The 16,992-nt window shown below is 37.4% G+C and carries 20 protein-coding genes and 2 pseudogenes; 13 read left to right on the top strand and 9 right to left on the bottom strand.

The genetic code is table 11. The annotated features are described in order from the left end of the window. Window positions 1-35 precede the first annotated feature (35 nt). Entirely contained in the window at window positions 36-299 is a 264-nt protein-coding gene (locus ACWYN3_RS39960) for a ferritin-like domain-containing protein (protein WP_456219146.1), read from the bottom strand. Between the two features lie 335 nt (window positions 300-634). Here ACWYN3_RS39960 and ACWYN3_RS39955 point away from each other — a divergent pair, with 335 nt between their 5' ends. From ACWYN3_RS39955 to ACWYN3_RS39945, 3 genes are all read left to right on the top strand, one after another. Continuing rightward, on the top strand, window positions 635-901 hold the full coding sequence (locus ACWYN3_RS39955; protein ID WP_456219145.1) for a hypothetical protein: 267 nt from the start codon (window positions 635-637) through the stop codon (window positions 899-901). An 80-nt stretch (window positions 902-981) separates the two neighbouring features. Further along, window positions 982-1,458 (top strand): LLM class flavin-dependent oxidoreductase, encoded by a 477-nt coding sequence (locus tag ACWYN3_RS39950; protein ID WP_456219144.1) that lies wholly within the window; start codon window positions 982-984, stop codon window positions 1,456-1,458. 38 nt (window positions 1,459-1,496) lie between these two features. After that, the gene (locus ACWYN3_RS39945) at window positions 1,497-2,015 is read left to right on the top strand and encodes an LLM class flavin-dependent oxidoreductase (protein WP_456223322.1); all 519 of its coding nucleotides are present in this window, start codon (window positions 1,497-1,499) and stop codon (window positions 2,013-2,015) included. Window positions 2,016-2,084: 69 nt separating this feature from the next. Here ACWYN3_RS39945 and ACWYN3_RS39940 read toward each other — a convergent pair. Next, a pseudogene (locus ACWYN3_RS39940) lies at window positions 2,085-3,409 on the bottom strand (nicotinamide mononucleotide adenylyltransferase). Window positions 3,410-3,470: 61 nt separating this feature from the next. Between ACWYN3_RS39940 and ACWYN3_RS39935 the strand changes: the two are divergent. Beyond that, window positions 3,471-3,959 carry an ATP-binding cassette domain-containing protein gene (locus ACWYN3_RS39935; RefSeq protein ID WP_456219143.1) on the top strand — a complete coding sequence of 163 codons (489 nt, stop codon included), beginning with the start codon at window positions 3,471-3,473 and terminating at the stop codon, window positions 3,957-3,959. Continuing rightward, window positions 3,959-5,044, top strand: a complete 1,086-nt coding sequence (locus tag ACWYN3_RS39930) for an ATP-binding cassette domain-containing protein (RefSeq protein ID WP_456219142.1) — start codon at window positions 3,959-3,961, stop codon at window positions 5,042-5,044. Before ACWYN3_RS39935 ends, ACWYN3_RS39930 begins: the two co-directional genes overlap by 1 nt. Window positions 5,045-5,193: 149 nt before the next feature. Here the strand turns inward: ACWYN3_RS39930 and ACWYN3_RS39925 are convergent, their stop codons facing one another. Next, on the bottom strand, window positions 5,194-5,937 hold the full coding sequence (locus ACWYN3_RS39925) for a mechanosensitive ion channel family protein (protein ID WP_456219141.1): 744 nt from the start codon (window positions 5,935-5,937) through the stop codon (window positions 5,194-5,196). Window positions 5,938-6,282: 345 nt separating this feature from the next. Here ACWYN3_RS39925 and rnr point away from each other — a divergent pair. From rnr to ACWYN3_RS39905, 4 genes and pseudogenes are all read left to right on the top strand, one after another. Beyond that, a pseudogene (rnr, locus tag ACWYN3_RS39920) lies at window positions 6,283-8,423 on the top strand (ribonuclease R). A gap of 92 nt (window positions 8,424-8,515) precedes the next feature. Further along, the gene (locus ACWYN3_RS39915) at window positions 8,516-9,493 is read left to right on the top strand and encodes a carboxypeptidase-like regulatory domain-containing protein (RefSeq protein ID WP_456219140.1); all 978 of its coding nucleotides are present in this window, start codon (window positions 8,516-8,518) and stop codon (window positions 9,491-9,493) included. A 103-nt stretch (window positions 9,494-9,596) separates the two neighbouring features. Then, window positions 9,597-9,980, top strand: coding sequence for a polyprenyl synthetase family protein (locus tag ACWYN3_RS39910; RefSeq protein WP_456219139.1), 384 nt, complete (start codon window positions 9,597-9,599; stop codon window positions 9,978-9,980). Then, the gene (locus ACWYN3_RS39905; protein ID WP_456219138.1) at window positions 9,961-10,569 is read left to right on the top strand and encodes a polyprenyl synthetase family protein; all 609 of its coding nucleotides are present in this window, start codon (window positions 9,961-9,963) and stop codon (window positions 10,567-10,569) included. Before ACWYN3_RS39910 ends, ACWYN3_RS39905 begins: the two co-directional genes overlap by 20 nt. 15 nt (window positions 10,570-10,584) lie before the next feature. On the opposite strand, the gene ACWYN3_RS39900 is transcribed toward ACWYN3_RS39905, so the two are convergent. Then, window positions 10,585-11,403, bottom strand: coding sequence for a response regulator (locus ACWYN3_RS39900; protein WP_456219137.1), 819 nt, complete (start codon window positions 11,401-11,403; stop codon window positions 10,585-10,587). A 336-nt stretch (window positions 11,404-11,739) separates the two neighbouring features. Here ACWYN3_RS39900 and ACWYN3_RS39895 point away from each other — a divergent pair, with 336 nt between their 5' ends. Continuing rightward, complete coding sequence (locus ACWYN3_RS39895) at window positions 11,740-12,099, top strand: helix-turn-helix domain-containing protein (RefSeq protein WP_456219136.1); 360 nt, start codon at window positions 11,740-11,742, stop codon at window positions 12,097-12,099. A 74-nt stretch (window positions 12,100-12,173) separates the two neighbouring features. Here the strand turns inward: ACWYN3_RS39895 and rpmA are convergent, their stop codons facing one another. The 4 genes from rpmA to ACWYN3_RS39875 all read right to left on the bottom strand — a co-directional run bounded on the left by rpmA (window position 12,174) and on the right by ACWYN3_RS39875 (window position 14,935). Then, entirely contained in the window at window positions 12,174-12,563 is a 390-nt protein-coding gene (gene rpmA, locus ACWYN3_RS39890) for a 50S ribosomal protein L27 (RefSeq protein ID WP_456219135.1), read from the bottom strand. Window positions 12,564-12,622: 59 nt separating this feature from the next. Beyond that, complete coding sequence (gene rplU / locus ACWYN3_RS39885; protein WP_111631821.1) at window positions 12,623-12,934, bottom strand: 50S ribosomal protein L21; 312 nt, start codon at window positions 12,932-12,934, stop codon at window positions 12,623-12,625. A gap of 85 nt (window positions 12,935-13,019) precedes the next feature. Next, the gene (locus tag ACWYN3_RS39880; RefSeq protein ID WP_456219134.1) at window positions 13,020-13,535 is read right to left on the bottom strand and encodes a hypothetical protein; all 516 of its coding nucleotides are present in this window, start codon (window positions 13,533-13,535) and stop codon (window positions 13,020-13,022) included. 44 nt (window positions 13,536-13,579) lie between these two features. Then, window positions 13,580-14,935: a dicarboxylate/amino acid:cation symporter gene (locus ACWYN3_RS39875; protein ID WP_456223321.1), complete on the bottom strand. Its 1,356-nt coding sequence runs from the start codon at window positions 14,933-14,935 to the stop codon at window positions 13,580-13,582. Window positions 14,936-15,129: 194 nt separating this feature from the next. Here ACWYN3_RS39875 and ACWYN3_RS39870 point away from each other — a divergent pair, with 194 nt between their 5' ends. From ACWYN3_RS39870 to ACWYN3_RS39860, 3 genes are read left to right on the top strand one after another with little or no spacing between them, the layout of a single operon-like run. Then, the gene (locus ACWYN3_RS39870) at window positions 15,130-15,624 is read left to right on the top strand and encodes an RNA polymerase sigma factor (protein ID WP_456223320.1); all 495 of its coding nucleotides are present in this window, start codon (window positions 15,130-15,132) and stop codon (window positions 15,622-15,624) included. Further along, entirely contained in the window at window positions 15,611-16,039 is a 429-nt protein-coding gene (locus tag ACWYN3_RS39865; RefSeq protein ID WP_456219133.1) for a hypothetical protein, read from the top strand. Before ACWYN3_RS39870 ends, ACWYN3_RS39865 begins: the two co-directional genes overlap by 14 nt. A gap of 4 nt (window positions 16,040-16,043) precedes the next feature. After that, complete coding sequence (locus ACWYN3_RS39860) at window positions 16,044-16,217, top strand: hypothetical protein (protein WP_456219132.1); 174 nt, start codon at window positions 16,044-16,046, stop codon at window positions 16,215-16,217. 54 nt (window positions 16,218-16,271) lie between these two features. Here the strand turns inward: ACWYN3_RS39860 and ACWYN3_RS39855 are convergent, their stop codons facing one another. Further along, window positions 16,272-16,895, bottom strand: coding sequence for a hypothetical protein (locus tag ACWYN3_RS39855; RefSeq protein ID WP_456219131.1), 624 nt, complete (start codon window positions 16,893-16,895; stop codon window positions 16,272-16,274). Window positions 16,896-16,992 lie beyond the last annotated feature (97 nt).

Below are 16,992 nucleotides of genomic sequence, written 5' to 3'. Positions count from 1 at the left end.
TATCTTTCTGAATTTTTCTTTAAGGAACCAGCTTCTTAAGCTGCACCACCAGTAGCCGCATTGAATGTCCTTTGGGTCAGTTCTGAATTGAGAAGATACAATGCCGAAGAATTGTCCCCGATCATTTTCAGCTTACTGATAATCTGAGAAACAGCAGCCTCTTCTTCAACCTGCTCGGTAACAAACCATTGCAGGAAATTATGAGTTACAAAATCATTTTCTTCAAATGAAGCTTTAATCCATTCTCCGGCTAACTGGAGAAATGAACTACAGGGCTTATTCCCAAAAAACAAAATCATATTTGTCCTTGTTGTAGATAATCCTGATAACGTAATTAAAAGATTAGAATAAGGACAGCCAAACTAAATCAGCACACAACTATAATTATGAAATTCCTTAGTTTAATATTCGCAGGCCTTATACTGACTGCATCCTGTACACACAGCAGAAACGAGAAACAAAAAAAGAAATTGTTAAAACAGATACGCTGGTTAAAACCACTGTTTCTACAAATAAACCTGTAAAAACGGACACAGTAAGACCTGTTTTCCAAAACCCATGCAGCCAGATTGTATATGAAATTCTGACTACTTCTGAGAGCTATAAGAGTTTAACTGATGGATTAGAGGAACGAGTGATCAAAAATGGCGGTACGTCCTTTGGATTCATGTGCGAAGGCAGCCCCACTCCAAAAATCGACAGTGCAATGAACTACTCTAAAACCTATGACTATAGTGTCCATGAAAGTTACCCTGATCATGCTCCTGTAATTGCAAGATATACTTTCGATCCTGTCAAAAAACAGTTATTCGAGTATAACACAGCACTGGACTCTTTGGTCCCCATAACCTTCAATAAAAATCTTTTATCGGATTTAGATAAAGCTTGTATTAAAAATTGATCAAAAATCATTACTTATCATAGGTTAACATAGAGTTTTAGTGCTGGTTAACTTTGTGTAAGATTTAAAACAAGGTAATTATGGAATTAGGTATTAGTATGTTCGGGGATTTACGTCTTGATCCAATAACAAATAAATTTCAACCTGCACAGCAACGACTGGGTGAGATTATTGAAGAGATTAAATTAATGGATGAGTTAGGCCTGGATTATTTCGGTATTGGTGAACATCACCGTCCGGATTTTGCAGTCTCAAGTCCTGAAATATTACTGGCTGCTGCCGCGGTTGTTACTAAAAACATTAAACTGGGTAGTGCAGTTAGCGTACTAAGCTCTGCTGACCCGGTAAAATTATATCAAAATTTTGCTATGGTCGATTTACTGTCTAATGGCCGTGCAGAATTAATGGCTGGTCGTGGCAGTTTTATTGAATCATTTCCTTTATTCGGTTATAACCTGAATGATTATAATGAATTATTCACGGAGAAATTAGAATTATTATTAAAAATCAATAAGGAAGAAACCATTACATGGAAAGGTGATTCAGGACGCCTTTAAGCAATCAGCAGGTATTACCAAGAGCTGTAGATAATAATCTGCCAATCTGGATTGCTGTAGGTGGTACTCCCGAATCTGTAATCAGAGCGGGTGTATTAGGACTGCCTTTAATGATTGCGATTATCGGGGGAAGCCCAAGCCAGTTTAAACCGTTATTTGACCTGTATCGTGCAGAATATAAAAAAGCGGGACATGATTTAGCTAAGCTTCAGGTAGGCATCCATGCGCATGCATTTTTTGGTGACGACGGTAATGAGCTAGCTGCTGAATATTATCCTTTATATGCCTCACAAATGGATAGAATCGGAAAATCCCGTGGATGGTCTCCCTATACTAAACATCAGTTTGATTATGGAAGACAGAAAGAGGGAGCTTTATTTGTTGGGGATGCTGAACAGGCGATTGATAAAATCTTATATGTACAGGAAATGTTTGGTTTAACCCGTTTTGCAGCACATATGGACATTGGCGCACCTTCACATAAAGATATGATGAAATCGATCGAAATCTTTGGAACTAAAATAGCTCCCAAAGTAAGAGCGGCATTAAAAAAATAATCAAATCATAAAAAAAAAAAAACCGGTCAATTCAAATTGACCAGCCCGTTTTTTTATGATTTGATTATTTTATACAGTCTTCACATCAGTTTCACTGTATTCTTTAATATCAGTAATATATCCATTCAGGATCAGGAAATCGAATAATGGCTTTGCTTCTGGTGTAACCGGCATATTTACAGTTGTAATAACCTTATTTGATTTTTTGTCAAGGAAAGGGTAAGCAAATAGTTTCACATTTTTAGTAAACATATCACTTACATAACTCAATAGCATACTGGAGTAGTTCTCTCCAAAATTATAAGAGTTAAATACAAAAATTTCAGGTTATTGATATTCGTTGAAATCCCTACACTTTTTGGTTTACACCTGTCCAGGTATTTTGCTAATTTATTGTGTCTTGCAAAATTGGAAACGATAACCAGGTTACCAGTTTTACATAATTCTTCAGCTCTTAATGCTACTGCTTCCAGGTCAATATTTTCTGGAATCTCTTCATCTGCTGTAAGCACATTCGATAATAAGACTTCAATTAAAACACTAAGATTATCTTGTTTTACATCTTCTGTTCTTTTAAACTGATCTACAGCTTTATTGAACATACTAAAGTTTGGTAAAGATTTCTGTGCATATTTTGTCCGCAAAATCATAATGTCCTTTTTGTACAAAAGATCTTTAGGCAGACAAGGGTTTCCAAGCGAATCAAAAATAGCCGCATCTGAGAAGTCTTTCACAATCAGGTACAGATTCAGCAGGATATTATTAATATTTTTAAAAGCCGGGCCACTTACAGAAATCAAATCTATCTCTACAGAACCTACTGTCAGGTTATCAGCAAGTGATTCAACCATTCTCTTCGGATCTGTATGATAATAAAAAGCCGCATAAACAAGGTTAACCCCGATTATACCCAGTACATTCTGTTGAAGAAGTGCCGCATCGGTATCGGTATCCAGCAAACGTACATGGAAAAATATCTCATTAGGCTCGCCGCCCGGTTCTGTCTGGAATTTGATACCAATCCATCCATGCGGATCATTGGATTTATTATAGTTCAGGGTAGTAACTGTATCAGCAAAAGCAAAAAAACTCCTGGTATCGTATTTCTCACCATGCAGCCGCTCAGTGAGCAAACCAAATTCATGGTTCAGCATTTTTGTTAACCTTGACTGACTAACATATCTTCCGGTTTCTTCTACCCCATAGATAGCATCACTAAAAGTCATATCATAGGCAGACATAGTTTTAGCTACTGTTCCTGAAGCCGCACCAGCAGTAAAAAAATTACGCGCTACTTCCTGTCCTGCCCCGATCTCAGCAAAAGTCCCGTAAATATCAGAGTTTAGATTAATATTCAGGGCTTTACGCTTGGTATCAAGAATTTCTCTTTCCATTCTGCAAAAATAGCACAAAAAGCGAAATACGGGGGATAATTTTATCTATATTGTAGCTCTGATGCTAAACGTAATTGATCTAAATATCCAATTTTTCAATCAGGAAGACCGTTCCTGGCAAACCGCAGTTAACAAGATCAGCTTCAAAGCTGAAAAAGGACGTGTTTTAGGTATTGTTGGTGAATCAGGCTCCGGCAAATCAGTAACCTCATTTTCTATCATGCGCTTACATGATCCTGAATATACCAGAGTTACCGGGGATATTATCTTCAACGGAGTTAGCCTGCTTTCTTTGTCTGATGCAGAAATGAATACCTATCGGGGCAATAAGATTGCGATGATCTTTCAGGAACCAATGACTTCCCTAAACCCCGTATTTACCTGTGGCAATCAGGTTCAGGAAGCAATTATGCTCCATCAGCAATTAAGCAAACAGGCAGCAAAAGAGAAAACAATTGAACTTTTTAAAGAAGTACAGCTCCCCCGCCCCGAAACTGTTTTCGATACTTATCCCCATCAGCTTTCCGGCGGGCAGAAAAAAAAAGGGTAATGATTGCAATGGCTTTAAGCTGTAACCCCGAATTTCTGATTGCCGATGAACCAACAACAGCGCTGGATGTAACTGTGCAGCAAACGATTCTGCAATTACTGCTTAAAATAAAAGAAGAACGGAATATGGGGATGATTTTCATTTCCCACGATCTGGCTGTAATCAGCGAAATTGCCGATGAGATTGCAGTGATGTACAAAGGGACGATCGTTGAACAAGGTTCTCTTCTTCAGTTATTCAAACACCCTCAACATCCTTATACTAAAGGTTTACTGGCTTGCAGGCCTTCACCCTTATACCGTTTAAAGAAATTGCCGGTAGTGGCAGATTTTCTTAAACAGGGAACAGATCAGCCGGTTGCTCATTTACTGGCAATAAATAGTTACACACAACAGGAAATTGACAGCAGAAGAGAAATTTTGTATGAAACAGCGCCATTGCTTGAAATAAAAAATCTTTGTACCTGGTTTCCGGTCAGACAGGGATTATTCGGTGGTGCTAAAGATATCATTAAAGCTGTTGACAATATCAGTTTCAAATTATATCCAGGCGAAACCTTAGGTTTGGTTGGTGAATCAGGCTGTGGAAAAACTACATTGGGCAGAAGTATCCTTCGGCTGGTTGAGCCAACTTCCGGATCTGTTTTTTTTGAAGGTCAGGATATCACACATTTAAAAAATGGGAGCCTTAGAAAATTAAGAAAAGATATACAACTCATTTTTCAAGATCCTTATTCTTCGTTGAATTCACAGCTTACGGTAGGTAATGCGCTGATGGAACCTTTGCAGGTACACGGGGTATTTGACAATAATGCACAGCGCAAAGCTCATGTATTGCATCTGCTGGAACTGGTAGATCTGAAACCGGAGCATTTTGACCGTTATCCGCATGAATTTTCAGGAGGTCAGCGGCAACGGATAGTGATTGCCCGTGCCCTGGCACTGCAGCCTAAACTTATTATTTGTGATGAATCAGTATCCGCACTCGATGTTTCAGTAGGCTCAGGTTTTAAATTTATTGAGAAGATTGCAACAGGAACTAGGTTTAACTTATATATTCATTTCTCACGATCTTGCTGTGGTTAAACACTTATCAGACAGGATGATTGTCATGAACAAAGGAAAGATTGAAGAAGAAGATTTTCCTGAAATTATTTACGAGCATCCCCAAACTGCCTATACGCAGAAGCTCATTGCGGCAATTCCTGGAAAACCAGGTCTTATCGGGTAATTATTTATACCTGATCAGGTACAGCCAATTTAATAATTGCCGTATTCAATACCCTTCTGATTTCCCTTTCTTTGAGTTTATCATAGTTATTCAACAATACCTGGGCTTTAAACCTGGCAATATCCTTATTGATCGCCAGCGTTTTTATGGTTAGTCCGCTAGCTACAATATTAGCTTTAAAACCATCCAGAACTTCATAAAGGTGTTTTTCCAGAAAATCGGGTGTATAACCAAAATGAAGTGCCATCTCAAATTCCACACTCAGCTTTTTGATATTCTGCTTTGACTGATTGATAATAACTGAGCTAAAAACCACCGAGTTCGGAATAATCACCATATCATTATCTTCATTTTGAAGAATCATATTAATCAGTGTGATATCCAATATCTTGCCTTCATTATCATTTACACGGATATGATCCCCTAAGGATAAGCGATCTGAAAACATAATGATCAGACCGTTAATCATATTGGTAATGTAATCCTTAAACGTTACAGCGATTGCTGCCGCAACGATCGTAATACTCGTCAGAAATTCCAGGGGCTTAATCCCCATCCAGATCATAATTGCAATGACTCCGAATACCGTATTGAGAATGGAAACGATCCTGTTAATTCCTAAAATGAAGTTATCCTTAATTGTAGACTTAAAACGATGTTTCTTGATATACCAGTAAATAACAATCAGACGAAGGAATGAAACAGCAACACTAGGGCCAAGGAATACAGTAAAAGCGTGTGCAGTCAATGCGACAAACGGATAGTTTTAAATAATACCGGCTGATAAGCTTCAAAATATACCAGAACAAAGAAAATGATAGTCTTGATAATTATCATCAGAAATTCTCTTCTTGTACTCCGCTGTTTTTCTTCTATCATTTTAAAATTTCTCCTGTTTTGCGGGTTGCTTTAATCCCTTTTTAGCCTCTCCTTAAATAATTAACAAAAATCCCAACCGCCCCTAAATCTCCGGTTTAAATTACAATTATACAAATCTCAAATGCTTCTGAGGGCCTTTAATATTGGATTTATAGCCCTTAAGGCTTTATAAATCATTTCAAAGTGTTACCTTCGGAATATTGACAAATATACTATGGCAAAAAAGAAATCTTCTCAAATAAAACTCGTCTTAACTCAGTTAATTAGTGATGTTTTAGAGAATAGCAACAATGAAGCCTTGAATTACAAACAGGTTTCAGCCAAACTGAACATAAAAGATGATGAAGCAAGGGAAACCATTTTGGAGATCCTGAAAGAACAAGCACATAAAGGTGTTTTTGCGGAACCTCAAAAAGGAAAATTCAAGCTTAAAGATTTAAAAACCTTTATCACTGGAAAAGTAGATATGACTGCCGATGGTGCAGCTTTTATCGTTCCTGATGATGAGTTTGAAAAAGACGTGTTCGTCTCGGCCCGTAAGCTGCATAATGCACTTAACGGAGACAAAGTAAAAGTTTATATCTACGCTAAAAAAAGGGGTAGAAAGAATGAGGGCGAAGTAGTTGAAATTATACAACGCTTAAAAACTGATTTTATAGGCGTAATCAAAATATCTGACCGTTTCGCATTCGTGACAGTCGATGATAAGAAAATGCTGCATGATATTTTTTTGTTCCGTTAAGCGATCTTGAGGGTGCTAAAAATGGACAAAAAGTACAGGTAGCTATCACCGACTGGCCAGAAGGTGCAAAAAAAAAACCTATTGGAAAAATCATCAATATCCTGGGTACACAAGGAGAGAATAATACAGAAATGAATGCGATCCTTGCTCAGTATGGTTTTCCTTTGTCTTTCCCTCCAGAAGTAGAGAAAGAAGCGAATGATATTCCTGAGCAGATCACTGAAGAGGAATTGAAAAACCGCCGGGATTTCCGCGAAACAGCAACTTTCACGATTGACCCGGCAGATGCAAAAGATTTTGATGATGCAATATCCTTCAAAAAACTGCCAAACGGTAATTATGAAATCGGTGTACACATTGCAGATGTTTCTCATTATGTGCAGCCTAAAACCTATTTGGACAAAGAAGCTTATTCAAGAGCTACTTCTGTTTACCTGGTAGACCGGGTTATCCCTATGCTTCCGGAAAGACTAAGCAATGGCGTTTGTTCGCTTCGTCCAAATGAGGATAAACTCTGCTTTGCAGCTGTTTTTGAATTAGATGACGCGGCTAATATAGTAGAGGAATGGTTCGGAAGAACTGTGATCCACTCTGACAGACGTTTCAGTTACGAAGAAGCTCAGGAAGTTATAGAAAACAAGGAAGGCGACTACGCTGAAGAAATCCTTAAATTAAATGAGCTTGCTTATATTTTAAGAGCTCAAAAGTTTAAAAATGGAGCCATAAGTTTTGAAAGTACTGAGGTAAAATTCAAACTTGATGAAAAAGGAAAACCGGTTGGTGTTTATGTGAAAGAACGTAAAGACGCACATAAACTGATTGAAGACTTTATGTTGCTGGCCAATAAAAAGGTAGCCGAATTTATTGCCAAAAAGGGAAAGGGAAAGGCAAAGTATACTTTCGTATACCGTTCTCACGATTCTCCAAACCTGGAAAACCTTGGTAACTTCGCTTTATTTGCTGCTCGTTTTGGTTATAAGATCAACATGAAATCTGATAAGGATATTGCGAAATCCCTGAATTTCCTGATGGAAGACGTGGAAGGCAAAAAAGAACAAAATGTACTGACCCAGTTAGCTATTCGTTCTATGGCTAAAGCGGTTTACACCACTAAAAAGACCAGCCATTATGGATTAGCCTTTGATCACATACACACTTCACCTCACCTCCCCTATCCGCCGTTACCCTGATGTGATGGTTCATCGCCTGCTGGCTGGCTATCTTAACGGAGAACGCTCTGCTAATGAGGATGAATATGAAACTGCTGCATCTCATTCCTCTGCTATGGAAAAACGTGCTGCTGATGCGGAACGTGCTTCTATTAAATACAAACAGGTAGAATATCTGGAAGACAATGTAGGCAAGTTATACATGGGAATCATTTCTGGTGTAACTGAATGGGGAATGTATGTGGAACTGATAGAGAACAAATGTGAAGGAATGATCAGACTGAAAGATATAGCTGATGACTTCTATGTATTGGACGAAAAGAATTACTGTATTGTAGGTCAGCGCAAGAAAAAAAATATCAGTTAGGTGATGAAGTAAAAGTGAAAGTCAAAAGAGTAGATCTGTCTAAACGCCAGATTGACTTTGCACTGGTACAGGATTAAGGATAACATGTATAAATCAGGCGCTATTTTTCTGCTTTTTTTTGTTTTTTTCTTCAGCATGTGTTTTGGCGCAGCAAAGGATTTCAGGTATTGTGGTAGAAAAAAAAACAGGCAACCCCGTTGTTTTTGCTACAGTACAGGTGAAAGACCAGAAAAGTACTTTAACCAATGCAAATGGTGAGTTTGAATTAACCGTTACTGCATTACCGGTTAATCTGCTTGTTACCCATTTGAATTATGCGGGAGGTAATTTTGAGGTTAAAACCACAGAAGAGAAACTGAAAATAACGCTTGATCCACAAGTCATGACTTTAAAGGAGGTCACTGTAGGAAACCCGGCAACTGCCATCATGCAGGATGCGACTGACAAGGCTTTAAAAACATACAATAAATCGAATTTCGGTAAAGCTTTCTTAAGACAGATTGCTTATGAAGCTGACCAGCCGGTATATCTGAATGAAATCTGGCTTGATGCCGAGTGGAAACCATATGGCCTGATTGGCTGGCATCCTACCGAAGCACGTCACCTCCAGGGTAGAGGTATATCGTATACAAATACAAGCTTCTTTTCTTTTATTTTTTCTGGCTATCTCGCAAATTCTTTCCATAAAAAACCGCTCTTAAGAAAGGTAGATTCTTTGTATACTTTTAAACTTGCAGGTACTTATCTGCTGGATGGAGAAGAAATTGCAAAAATCATCTGTACACCTAAACGGGTACTGAAAGAAAAAAGATTTGAAGGTGCTTATTATGTGAACACCGTAACTAATAATGTACTCAAAATTGAAGGGGTAATTAAGGGCATGTTTTTTAAAAGCAGCGGGCCGGTAAGTATAAAAAACAAGGAAACAGTATTTATAGCGCAATACAGATTGAATCAAGAAGGCGATAATGTTCTGGATTACTCTGTTTTTAATACCACAAACAGATTGAAGATGTTAGGTCTGGGTGTCCAGGATACAGACCTTTATTCAACACTATACATGGTCGATGAAACGATCAACCCAAACAGCCTGGAAGAAGTAAGTATAACAATCAATGACAGTACAGTAACCTGGTCAAAGCAATGACCTACAATCAAGATTTCTGGAAGAAAAACCCAGGGATCAAAAGAACAGAAAAAGAACAGGCTGCAATAGAAATTTTAGAAAAAAACACCACATTAAGAAAATAATGCATACCATTTTTGAGTTACAACAATTAATTGAAAAAGCGATCAGGGAGGTCGAATATCCAGAGATTCCTTCAAAATTATACGAGCCGATCAGCTATATTATGCGTCTTGGTGGTAAACGGATCAGACCAGTATTGCTTTTGCTTTCCAGCGAATTGTTTAACACTGATGCTAACAAAGCAATAGAGGCAGCAATGGCGATTGAGACCTTCCACAATTTCACGCTGATCCATGACGACATTATGGACAATGCACCTTTACGCAGAGGACAGGATACTGTTCATATTAAATGGGGCGTAAATAATGCGATTTTAAGTGGTGATGTGATGATGGTGGAAGCCAATAAACACTTAACAAACCTGGATGCGGTATCCTATCCTTAAAAATGCCCTGCATTGTTTTAACTCCACCGCTCAGGGAGTTTGCGAAGGACAGCAGCTTGATATGGAATTTGAACAGAGGACTGATGTCAGCATCCCGGAATATATCAACATGATCCGTTTAAAGACTGCTGTACTGGTAGGTGGCGCGATGAAACTGGGTGCAATTGTAGGAGGTGCCAGTGATGAAGACGCCAATCATCTTTATGATTTTGGTGAAAACTTCGGAATTGCTTTCCAGCTGCAGGATGACATTCTTGATGTCTATGGTGATCCTGTTAAATTTGGTAAACAGGTCGGTGGTGACATTATCTCTAATAAACAGACCTTCTTATTGCTTAAACTAAAAGAACTTGCTCAGAAAGACGATCTGAACTTATTGGAGTCACAATACCCGAATACTGATTATCCTGCTAAAATTGCGGCAATTACCCTGCTCTATAACAAGTATAAAATAAGAGAGCTTGCTGTTACTGAAATGAAACGCAGCCTTGATATCGCTTTTACAGCATTAGAAAAAGTAAGTATTGAGGCAGTTAAAAAGAATGAACTCATTCAGCTTGCGGAGTCCCTGCTTGATAGAGAACAGTAACCTTAAATCAGGTTATTAATTGTCTACCAGGTGTTTAATTTTATCATAGGTTAAGGGTTTCGTCAGAAAATCCTTAACTGACCTGTACGACTGCGCTCTGGTGCGTTCTGCCGGATCAATTGTAGATGAGATGATAACTACATCAACATCTGGCTTTTGCTCCTCCAGAAGCTTTAAAAAAGTCCATCCGTCGATTTCCGGCATATTCAGGTCAAGCAGAATCAGATCCGGCTTATTTTCTTTCAGATAATCAAGTGCATGTGTTGAACTGCCAAACTGAACTACCCGCCTGTTCTTATTATATTTTGTAATAATCATATGGTGCAGCCTGTTGGTTAATGAATCATCATCAATCAGCATAATATGCTTTGAATCTGTCTTTGTTGATTCTGCTATAAAATCATCAGCGCTTTGCTCCTTGTTGATTAAGCTATTTAACATCTTAATAATATCATCCAGTTTTTCTGCCTGGTAATTGATATCTCTTAATAAGTCCTTTATTCTACCTGTATCAAATGATTCCATATCTGGAAAATTCATCAGACTGGACAGACTTAATATATTGGTGATCGGCGCACGAAGATCATGTGAAGCCAGGTGTGAATATTCATCCAATAGTTTCATCTGGTTTGATTTCCTGTTGCTGTCTATAATTGTACAGGCAACCTGAGGATTTTCAGGATCAGTAAGAACCGGAGTCAGAACGATCTGCAGCAACACATCATCCATATCTTTTACTTTCAGCCGTTTTTCTATGCTAAAAGATTTCCCTTCAAAGCATTCAGCAACAAGTTTTGAAAAAGCTCTTTCATACTTTTGTGAAATGATTTCCACAAAAGATTCCCCAATAGTGGGATTTTTGATTAAAAAATACCCTATTTTTTCTATGGAATGGATGTGAAAAAAGTAATGTGACTTTTTTTATTAAAAAGGAAATAAGAGTTATCGGCATAACAATCACAGTAAGCACTAAGCTTCATAGTTGATTTCCTTTAGTATGACACAAATACAAGCACTCATTTATTTTTTTTTTAACATTTAACTACCTAATTAAATCTCCAGATCGTCCTATAAAGATAACCAATTTATATCCGCCGATGTAATGGTTCGATAATTGTCTTTTTTACACCAATAGAATAAAGTCACAAACCAACAAAAAAAATATTATTTATGCAAGAAATTCTATCAAAGAAAATATTAGGGAAGAGAATTAAGTCACTTAGACTAGAAAGAGCTTATGCTCAGGTTGATGTAGCTAATTTATTGAATTTGTCAAGGAGTAATTATTCTCAGATTGAACTTGGTAACCAATATCCAACATTTCATACACTTTGTGCCCTTTCAAGGCATTATAAGAAGAGCTATGAGTGGCTATTACACGGGCAGGATGACAGCGCCGAACAACAATCCGTTCTTCCTGTAGCAGCTCTGATGAGTGAACTGGAAACAAGTCTTAAGAATTTCTCTTTGTGTTTAGAAAAATTGGAAAATGAACTTCAAAATATAAAAACAAGAATAGCCGTTTCATAGAAAACCAAAAAAAAGGCTAATAAAAAAGCCACAACGAAAACGTTGCGGCTTTTTTATTAGAATATATTTAAAGATTATTCTGCCGGAGCAGCGTCAGCTTTAGCAGCTTTTTTAGCCGGTGCTTTTTTCACTGGTGCTTCAGCTACAGGAGCTTCAGCTTTTGCTACTTTTTTAGTAGGAACAGCTTTTTCAACAACTTCGCTAATTACACTTGCAGGTAAGATAGAAACATAAGATTTGTTATCTTGTTTCTTTCTGAAAACTACAGTACCAGCAACAAGAGCGAATAAAGTATGGTCTTTTCCAATACCTACGCCTTTATCAGGATGGTGTTTAGTTCCGCGTTGACGTACTAAGATGTTTCCTGCAATTGCTTCCTGACCACCAAAAATTTTGATACCTAAGCGTTTACTATGAGACTCACGTCCGTTTCTCGAACTACCGGCTCCTTTTTTATGTGCCATTTTGTTTTATATTTTATCAACTAACAGTTATAAAACTGATAATTTTTTTTAACAACTAATTATAAACTGATACCAGAGATCTGGATTTTTGTGAAATACTGGCGGTGGCCATTTTTCTTTTTGTAACCTTTTCTACGTTTCTTTTTGAAAACGATTACTTTATCGCCTTTTAAATGAGACACGATTTTAGCTGAAACGATAGCTCCTGATAATAAAGGGGCACCAACAGAGATCTTACCTCCGTCTTCAACCAACAATACATTGTCAAATTCAATACTAGCGCCTTCATCTCCTTGCAAACGGTGTACAAAAAGGTGCTGGTCTTTTGCAACTTTGAATTGCTGTCCTGCTATATTTACTATTGCGTACATTGTTAAATAATTAGTATTTTAAATTGTTTATTTTTTTTTTATCGAGGTGCAAATATAGAATATATATTTATTAATTCATAATGAATTAATCTTTCTTACCATATCTTTCTTGAGCATCGTTTATGCTTTGCTCTAAAAGGGTCTTCATTTGCTTGGCAACGTCTCTTAATTTAGCGATATCGTTATAATCAGTAACAAAAATCACCTTTTTAGTTTTACGCTTGTAATTAAACTGCATGACATAACGCAGTACCTTAGATTTGTTTAAATCCGTACCTGCATTCGAGATTACATCCGGGAAATTCCAGAAGCCAAGCTCACTGGCTTTGTTATGCAGATAAATGATATCATTCTCTCTTAGCTTAACATTGGTTTTGATCAGAGAATCTTTCGCATTCAGATACTGATAATCTCCTGTAGCAGAATCATAAGAATTTACTAAATCGTTACCCGCACCCCATTTGAACTGGAAAGAGACAAACTCATCAGATCTGAAAGGTGCATTTTTAATAATAGGCATATAATAAAACACACAGTAGGCCAGAAAAGGGACTACTATAGTGAGTAGTAAAAATATTTTTTTCGCGTTGGTACTCATCATTTTTAATGTATATAAATTGGTATTGTATCGGGTCAGGTAAGAATCTAATCCAGGGGCTCTGTAAGCTCCCCTTCCCACTTACTAACAACAGCAGTAGCCAGACTATTACCGATTACGTTAGTCGCTGATCTGCCCATATCAAGTAGTGGATCGATACCTATTAATAATGCTAACCCAGCCTCAGGAATATTAAAAGTAGCAATAGTCCCCGCAATCACTACTAACGAAGCTCTTGGAACACCTGCAATACCTTTACTGGTTAACATCAGGATAAGCAGCATAGTAATTTGCTGTTGAAACGACAGATGGATACCGTAAGACTGTGCAATAAATAATGATGCAAAGGTCATGTATAACATTGAACCATCCAAGTTAAAAGAGTAACCCAATGGTAATACGAAACTCACAATTTTATCTTTACAGCCAAAACGTTCTAACTGTAACATCGTTTTTGGATAGGCTGCTTCACTGCTTGCTGTACTGAAAGCAACAATTACTGGTTCTTTCATCCTGTTCATCAGATTGAATACTCTTCCTTTCAGAATCATATAGCCAATCAGAATCAACAGCAGCCACAACAGCAGCATCGTGGAATAGAATTCACCAATAAATAAGGCATAAGTAGATAATACACTTAATCCCTGTTTAGCAATAATGGCCGCCATAGCACCAAATACCGCAAAAGGGGCAAAGTTCATGACATAGCCAGTCACTTTTAAAATTACGTGTGCAACCGAATCGAAAAATTCGATAATGATTTTACCTTTTTCACCAATAGCAGCAGTAGCGACCCCAAAAAACAGGGAGAATGCTACGATCTGAAGGATTTCGTTAGTTGCCATTGCTTCAGTCATACTTTTTGGTATGATATGCGCAATAAAATCCTTCATAGATAAAGCAACCTTATGAATACCCGTATCCGCATGACTGCTTGGAAGCGGTAAATTCATTGCCTCACCTGGTCTGAATATATTCACCATAATCATCCCAAGGAATAACGATAGTAAAGAAGCACTCATAAACCAGAGCATAGTTTTACCACCAATTCTTCCTACGGCTTTAATATCTCCTACTTTAGCTACCCCAACTACTAATGTGGTAAAAACTAAAGGAGCAACAATCATTTTGATTAATCTCAGGAAAATATCACTTAATAAAGTAAGCGGTTCCAGCTTCTTCTCTCTTTCAGTTTCATTATCTCTTCTGATTTTAACGTTTTCTGCTTTTTGTGTTTTCAGCTGCAGGTACTGTACGGAAGTCGTATCGGTCCTTCCACCCATCTTGATATCTAAAGTCTTAATCTGAGCATCTGCGTTGGTAATCTTGTTGTTATATCCCTCAAATGAGTTTATATTTAATACATAACCCAAGACAACGCCTAGTATCAGTGCTAAAAATATAAAGAATGTTAATCTGTTCTGTTTTTTTTGACATTATATTTGGTTATCTGTTTTTTCCGAGCGTAAAACTACAATAATAAACTTATTTTCAGAATTGACTAACCCGTTTTTGTAGTATTGTGGAAATATGAAATACAACTTTACGCTGTAACAATTCAGTATTAACCTTGTCAAACAAAAAAAGAACGACGCAATTGGATCAGAAAGACATCTTATTTAAGCAAATCTTCGATACTAACTCCAAGAAAATATTCCATTTGTGCTATGGCTATACGGGTGATGCCGAGTCTGCCAATGATTTATTACAGGAGACTTTCCTTAAGGTTTGGCAAAACCTGGATAAATTCAGACAGAAATCACAGATTTCTACCTGGATCTATCGTATCGCTGTAAACACCTGTCTGACTTATCTGCGTTCAGAGAAAAGACAGGCTAAAGACGAATTGACGGAAAATATTATTGAGAACAGAGTGGAAGAATTCTCTGAGAAAAACGAGCAGGTGGCTCTGTTATATAAATCAATATCCAAGTTAGAAAACGACCGTTTAATTATTACCATGGTTCTTGATGAACTTCCCTATCACGAGATAGCAGAAATTTCAGGAATCAGTGAAGGAAATCTTAGGGTTAAGATTCACCGGATTAAACAAAAACTCACCGAATTATACAATCATCATGCAAGAATTTGAAAATATACAGTCTCTTTGGCAATCACACTCTGTGGAGGTAAAAATCACCTCAGACGAGATGCTGAATCAGGCAAAAAAAGAGGTGAATTCCATTCGTACCAAATCGTTGTTTAATATTGGTGGAATGATCATTTCTTTCCTCGCGATCAGCTCCTTACTGTTCTACTTTGACTTCAGCTCGTGGGCTACTTTCTTAGGAATAGGTATCATTGTACTGGCAGTAGCGATTTACACTATTCTGTTATACAGAGAACACCGGTTGATTTCACGTAATGACTTCACAGAGCATCCGGGTGCATTTCTGACAAAGCTTCATGAATATCAGCTGAGCCGTTTCAATTTCAATTTATACAATAAACTTTTACTGGTTTTATGCCGCAGCAGTATCAGTTGGTTTCATCCTTTTTTTCTTTGAAACATTGAATCATCTGAATACCTGGGTACAGATAGCGATCGTACTTTTCACTGTAATCTGGATGGCTTTCTGCGCAACTATCCTGCGTAAGTCTTATATGAATAAAGAAAAAGAGCGCATTGACCTTCTGATTGAAAAATTTGAAAGAATCAGTGCACAGTTTAAAGAATCCGTTTAAACATTTTAGAACCTGTTTAAAATGTTTAAACAGGCTCTAAAAGAACAGGAGTTATCATTCCTGTTCTTTTACTTCATCTACAGAAAAGCTATTTCCTCTCAAACTGTAATGCAGCATCTTCGTTGCCCCGTTCTTTTGGGTGGTATCAGAAGAATTAATAATAGGAAATGATCTGAACAAGTCTCCGTTTTTCTGGATAAACTTGTCATTCCCACCATAAATCTTTTTCAACTTAGCGCTTAAAGGCGGGAAACTGATTTTATTAAAGCTGCCGTTATATTCATAAACATTAAGATCTTTTACGTTCTTTTTGCTCTGTAATTCTATATATAATTCCGGATTTCCGTCATTGTCCATATCCATATTCCAGGCATCAGTAATCACACCGCTGCGTTCTACAGAAAAAGATTTATAATTGTTTTTTGCTGAATCAGACATCAGAATCAGGTAGCCCCCAATACTATCCACACCTCTCCCCCAGCTCAATACTTCAAAATGAAGCCCCGGTTTGATCACAATATCTTTATGAAAAGGAAAAGTCCCTGCTGTGTTTTTAACTACAGCTTTATCGTCGGCTGACGGAGAAATTTTAACCGGCTTGTCACGGTTACAGGCAAACAAAAACAGCAATCCCAAGCCTAGCGCAGATTGCCTTAAAATATATAGGTTTCGTTTCATCCGGTTCATTTTTATTCCAGCAATTTATGCTAAAAAAGCGTTTGAACCAAATTTAAAGCCTGTTTAAAATTCAAATTATTATGAATTATAAACAAAC

This window comes from Pedobacter sp. NJ-S-72 (genome assembly GCF_053890575.1).
Note: the sequence above shows the minus strand (reverse complement) of the source record. Positions and strands in the feature narration are given on the sequence as shown.

Excerpts from the sequence above, each read along its gene's own strand:
- ACWYN3_RS39865 (WP_456219133.1), top strand. The coding sequence starts at position 15,611 with ATGCAAGAATTTGAAAATATACAGTCTCTTTGGCAATCACACTCTGTG.
- ACWYN3_RS39905 (WP_456219138.1), top strand. The coding sequence starts at position 9,961 with ATGCGGTATCCTATCCTTAAAAATGCCCTGCATTGTTTTAACTCCACC.
- ACWYN3_RS39895 (WP_456219136.1), top strand. The coding sequence starts at position 11,740 with ATGCAAGAAATTCTATCAAAGAAAATATTAGGGAAGAGAATTAAGTCA.
- ACWYN3_RS39855 (WP_456219131.1), bottom strand. The coding sequence starts at position 16,895 with ATGAAACGAAACCTATATATTTTAAGGCAATCTGCGCTAGGCTTGGGA.
- ACWYN3_RS39935 (WP_456219143.1), top strand. The coding sequence starts at position 3,471 with ATGCTAAACGTAATTGATCTAAATATCCAATTTTTCAATCAGGAAGAC.
- ACWYN3_RS39950 (WP_456219144.1), top strand. The coding sequence starts at position 982 with ATGGAATTAGGTATTAGTATGTTCGGGGATTTACGTCTTGATCCAATA.
- ACWYN3_RS39880 (WP_456219134.1), bottom strand. The coding sequence starts at position 13,535 with ATGATGAGTACCAACGCGAAAAAAATATTTTTACTACTCACTATAGTA.
- ACWYN3_RS39960 (WP_456219146.1), bottom strand. The coding sequence starts at position 299 with ATGATTTTGTTTTTTGGGAATAAGCCCTGTAGTTCATTTCTCCAGTTA.
- ACWYN3_RS39930 (WP_456219142.1), top strand. The coding sequence starts at position 3,959 with ATGATTGCAATGGCTTTAAGCTGTAACCCCGAATTTCTGATTGCCGAT.
- rpmA (WP_456219135.1), bottom strand. The coding sequence starts at position 12,563 with ATGGCACATAAAAAAGGAGCCGGTAGTTCGAGAAACGGACGTGAGTCT.
- rplU (WP_111631821.1), bottom strand. The coding sequence starts at position 12,934 with ATGTACGCAATAGTAAATATAGCAGGACAGCAATTCAAAGTTGCAAAA.
- ACWYN3_RS39910 (WP_456219139.1), top strand. The coding sequence starts at position 9,597 with ATGCATACCATTTTTGAGTTACAACAATTAATTGAAAAAGCGATCAGG.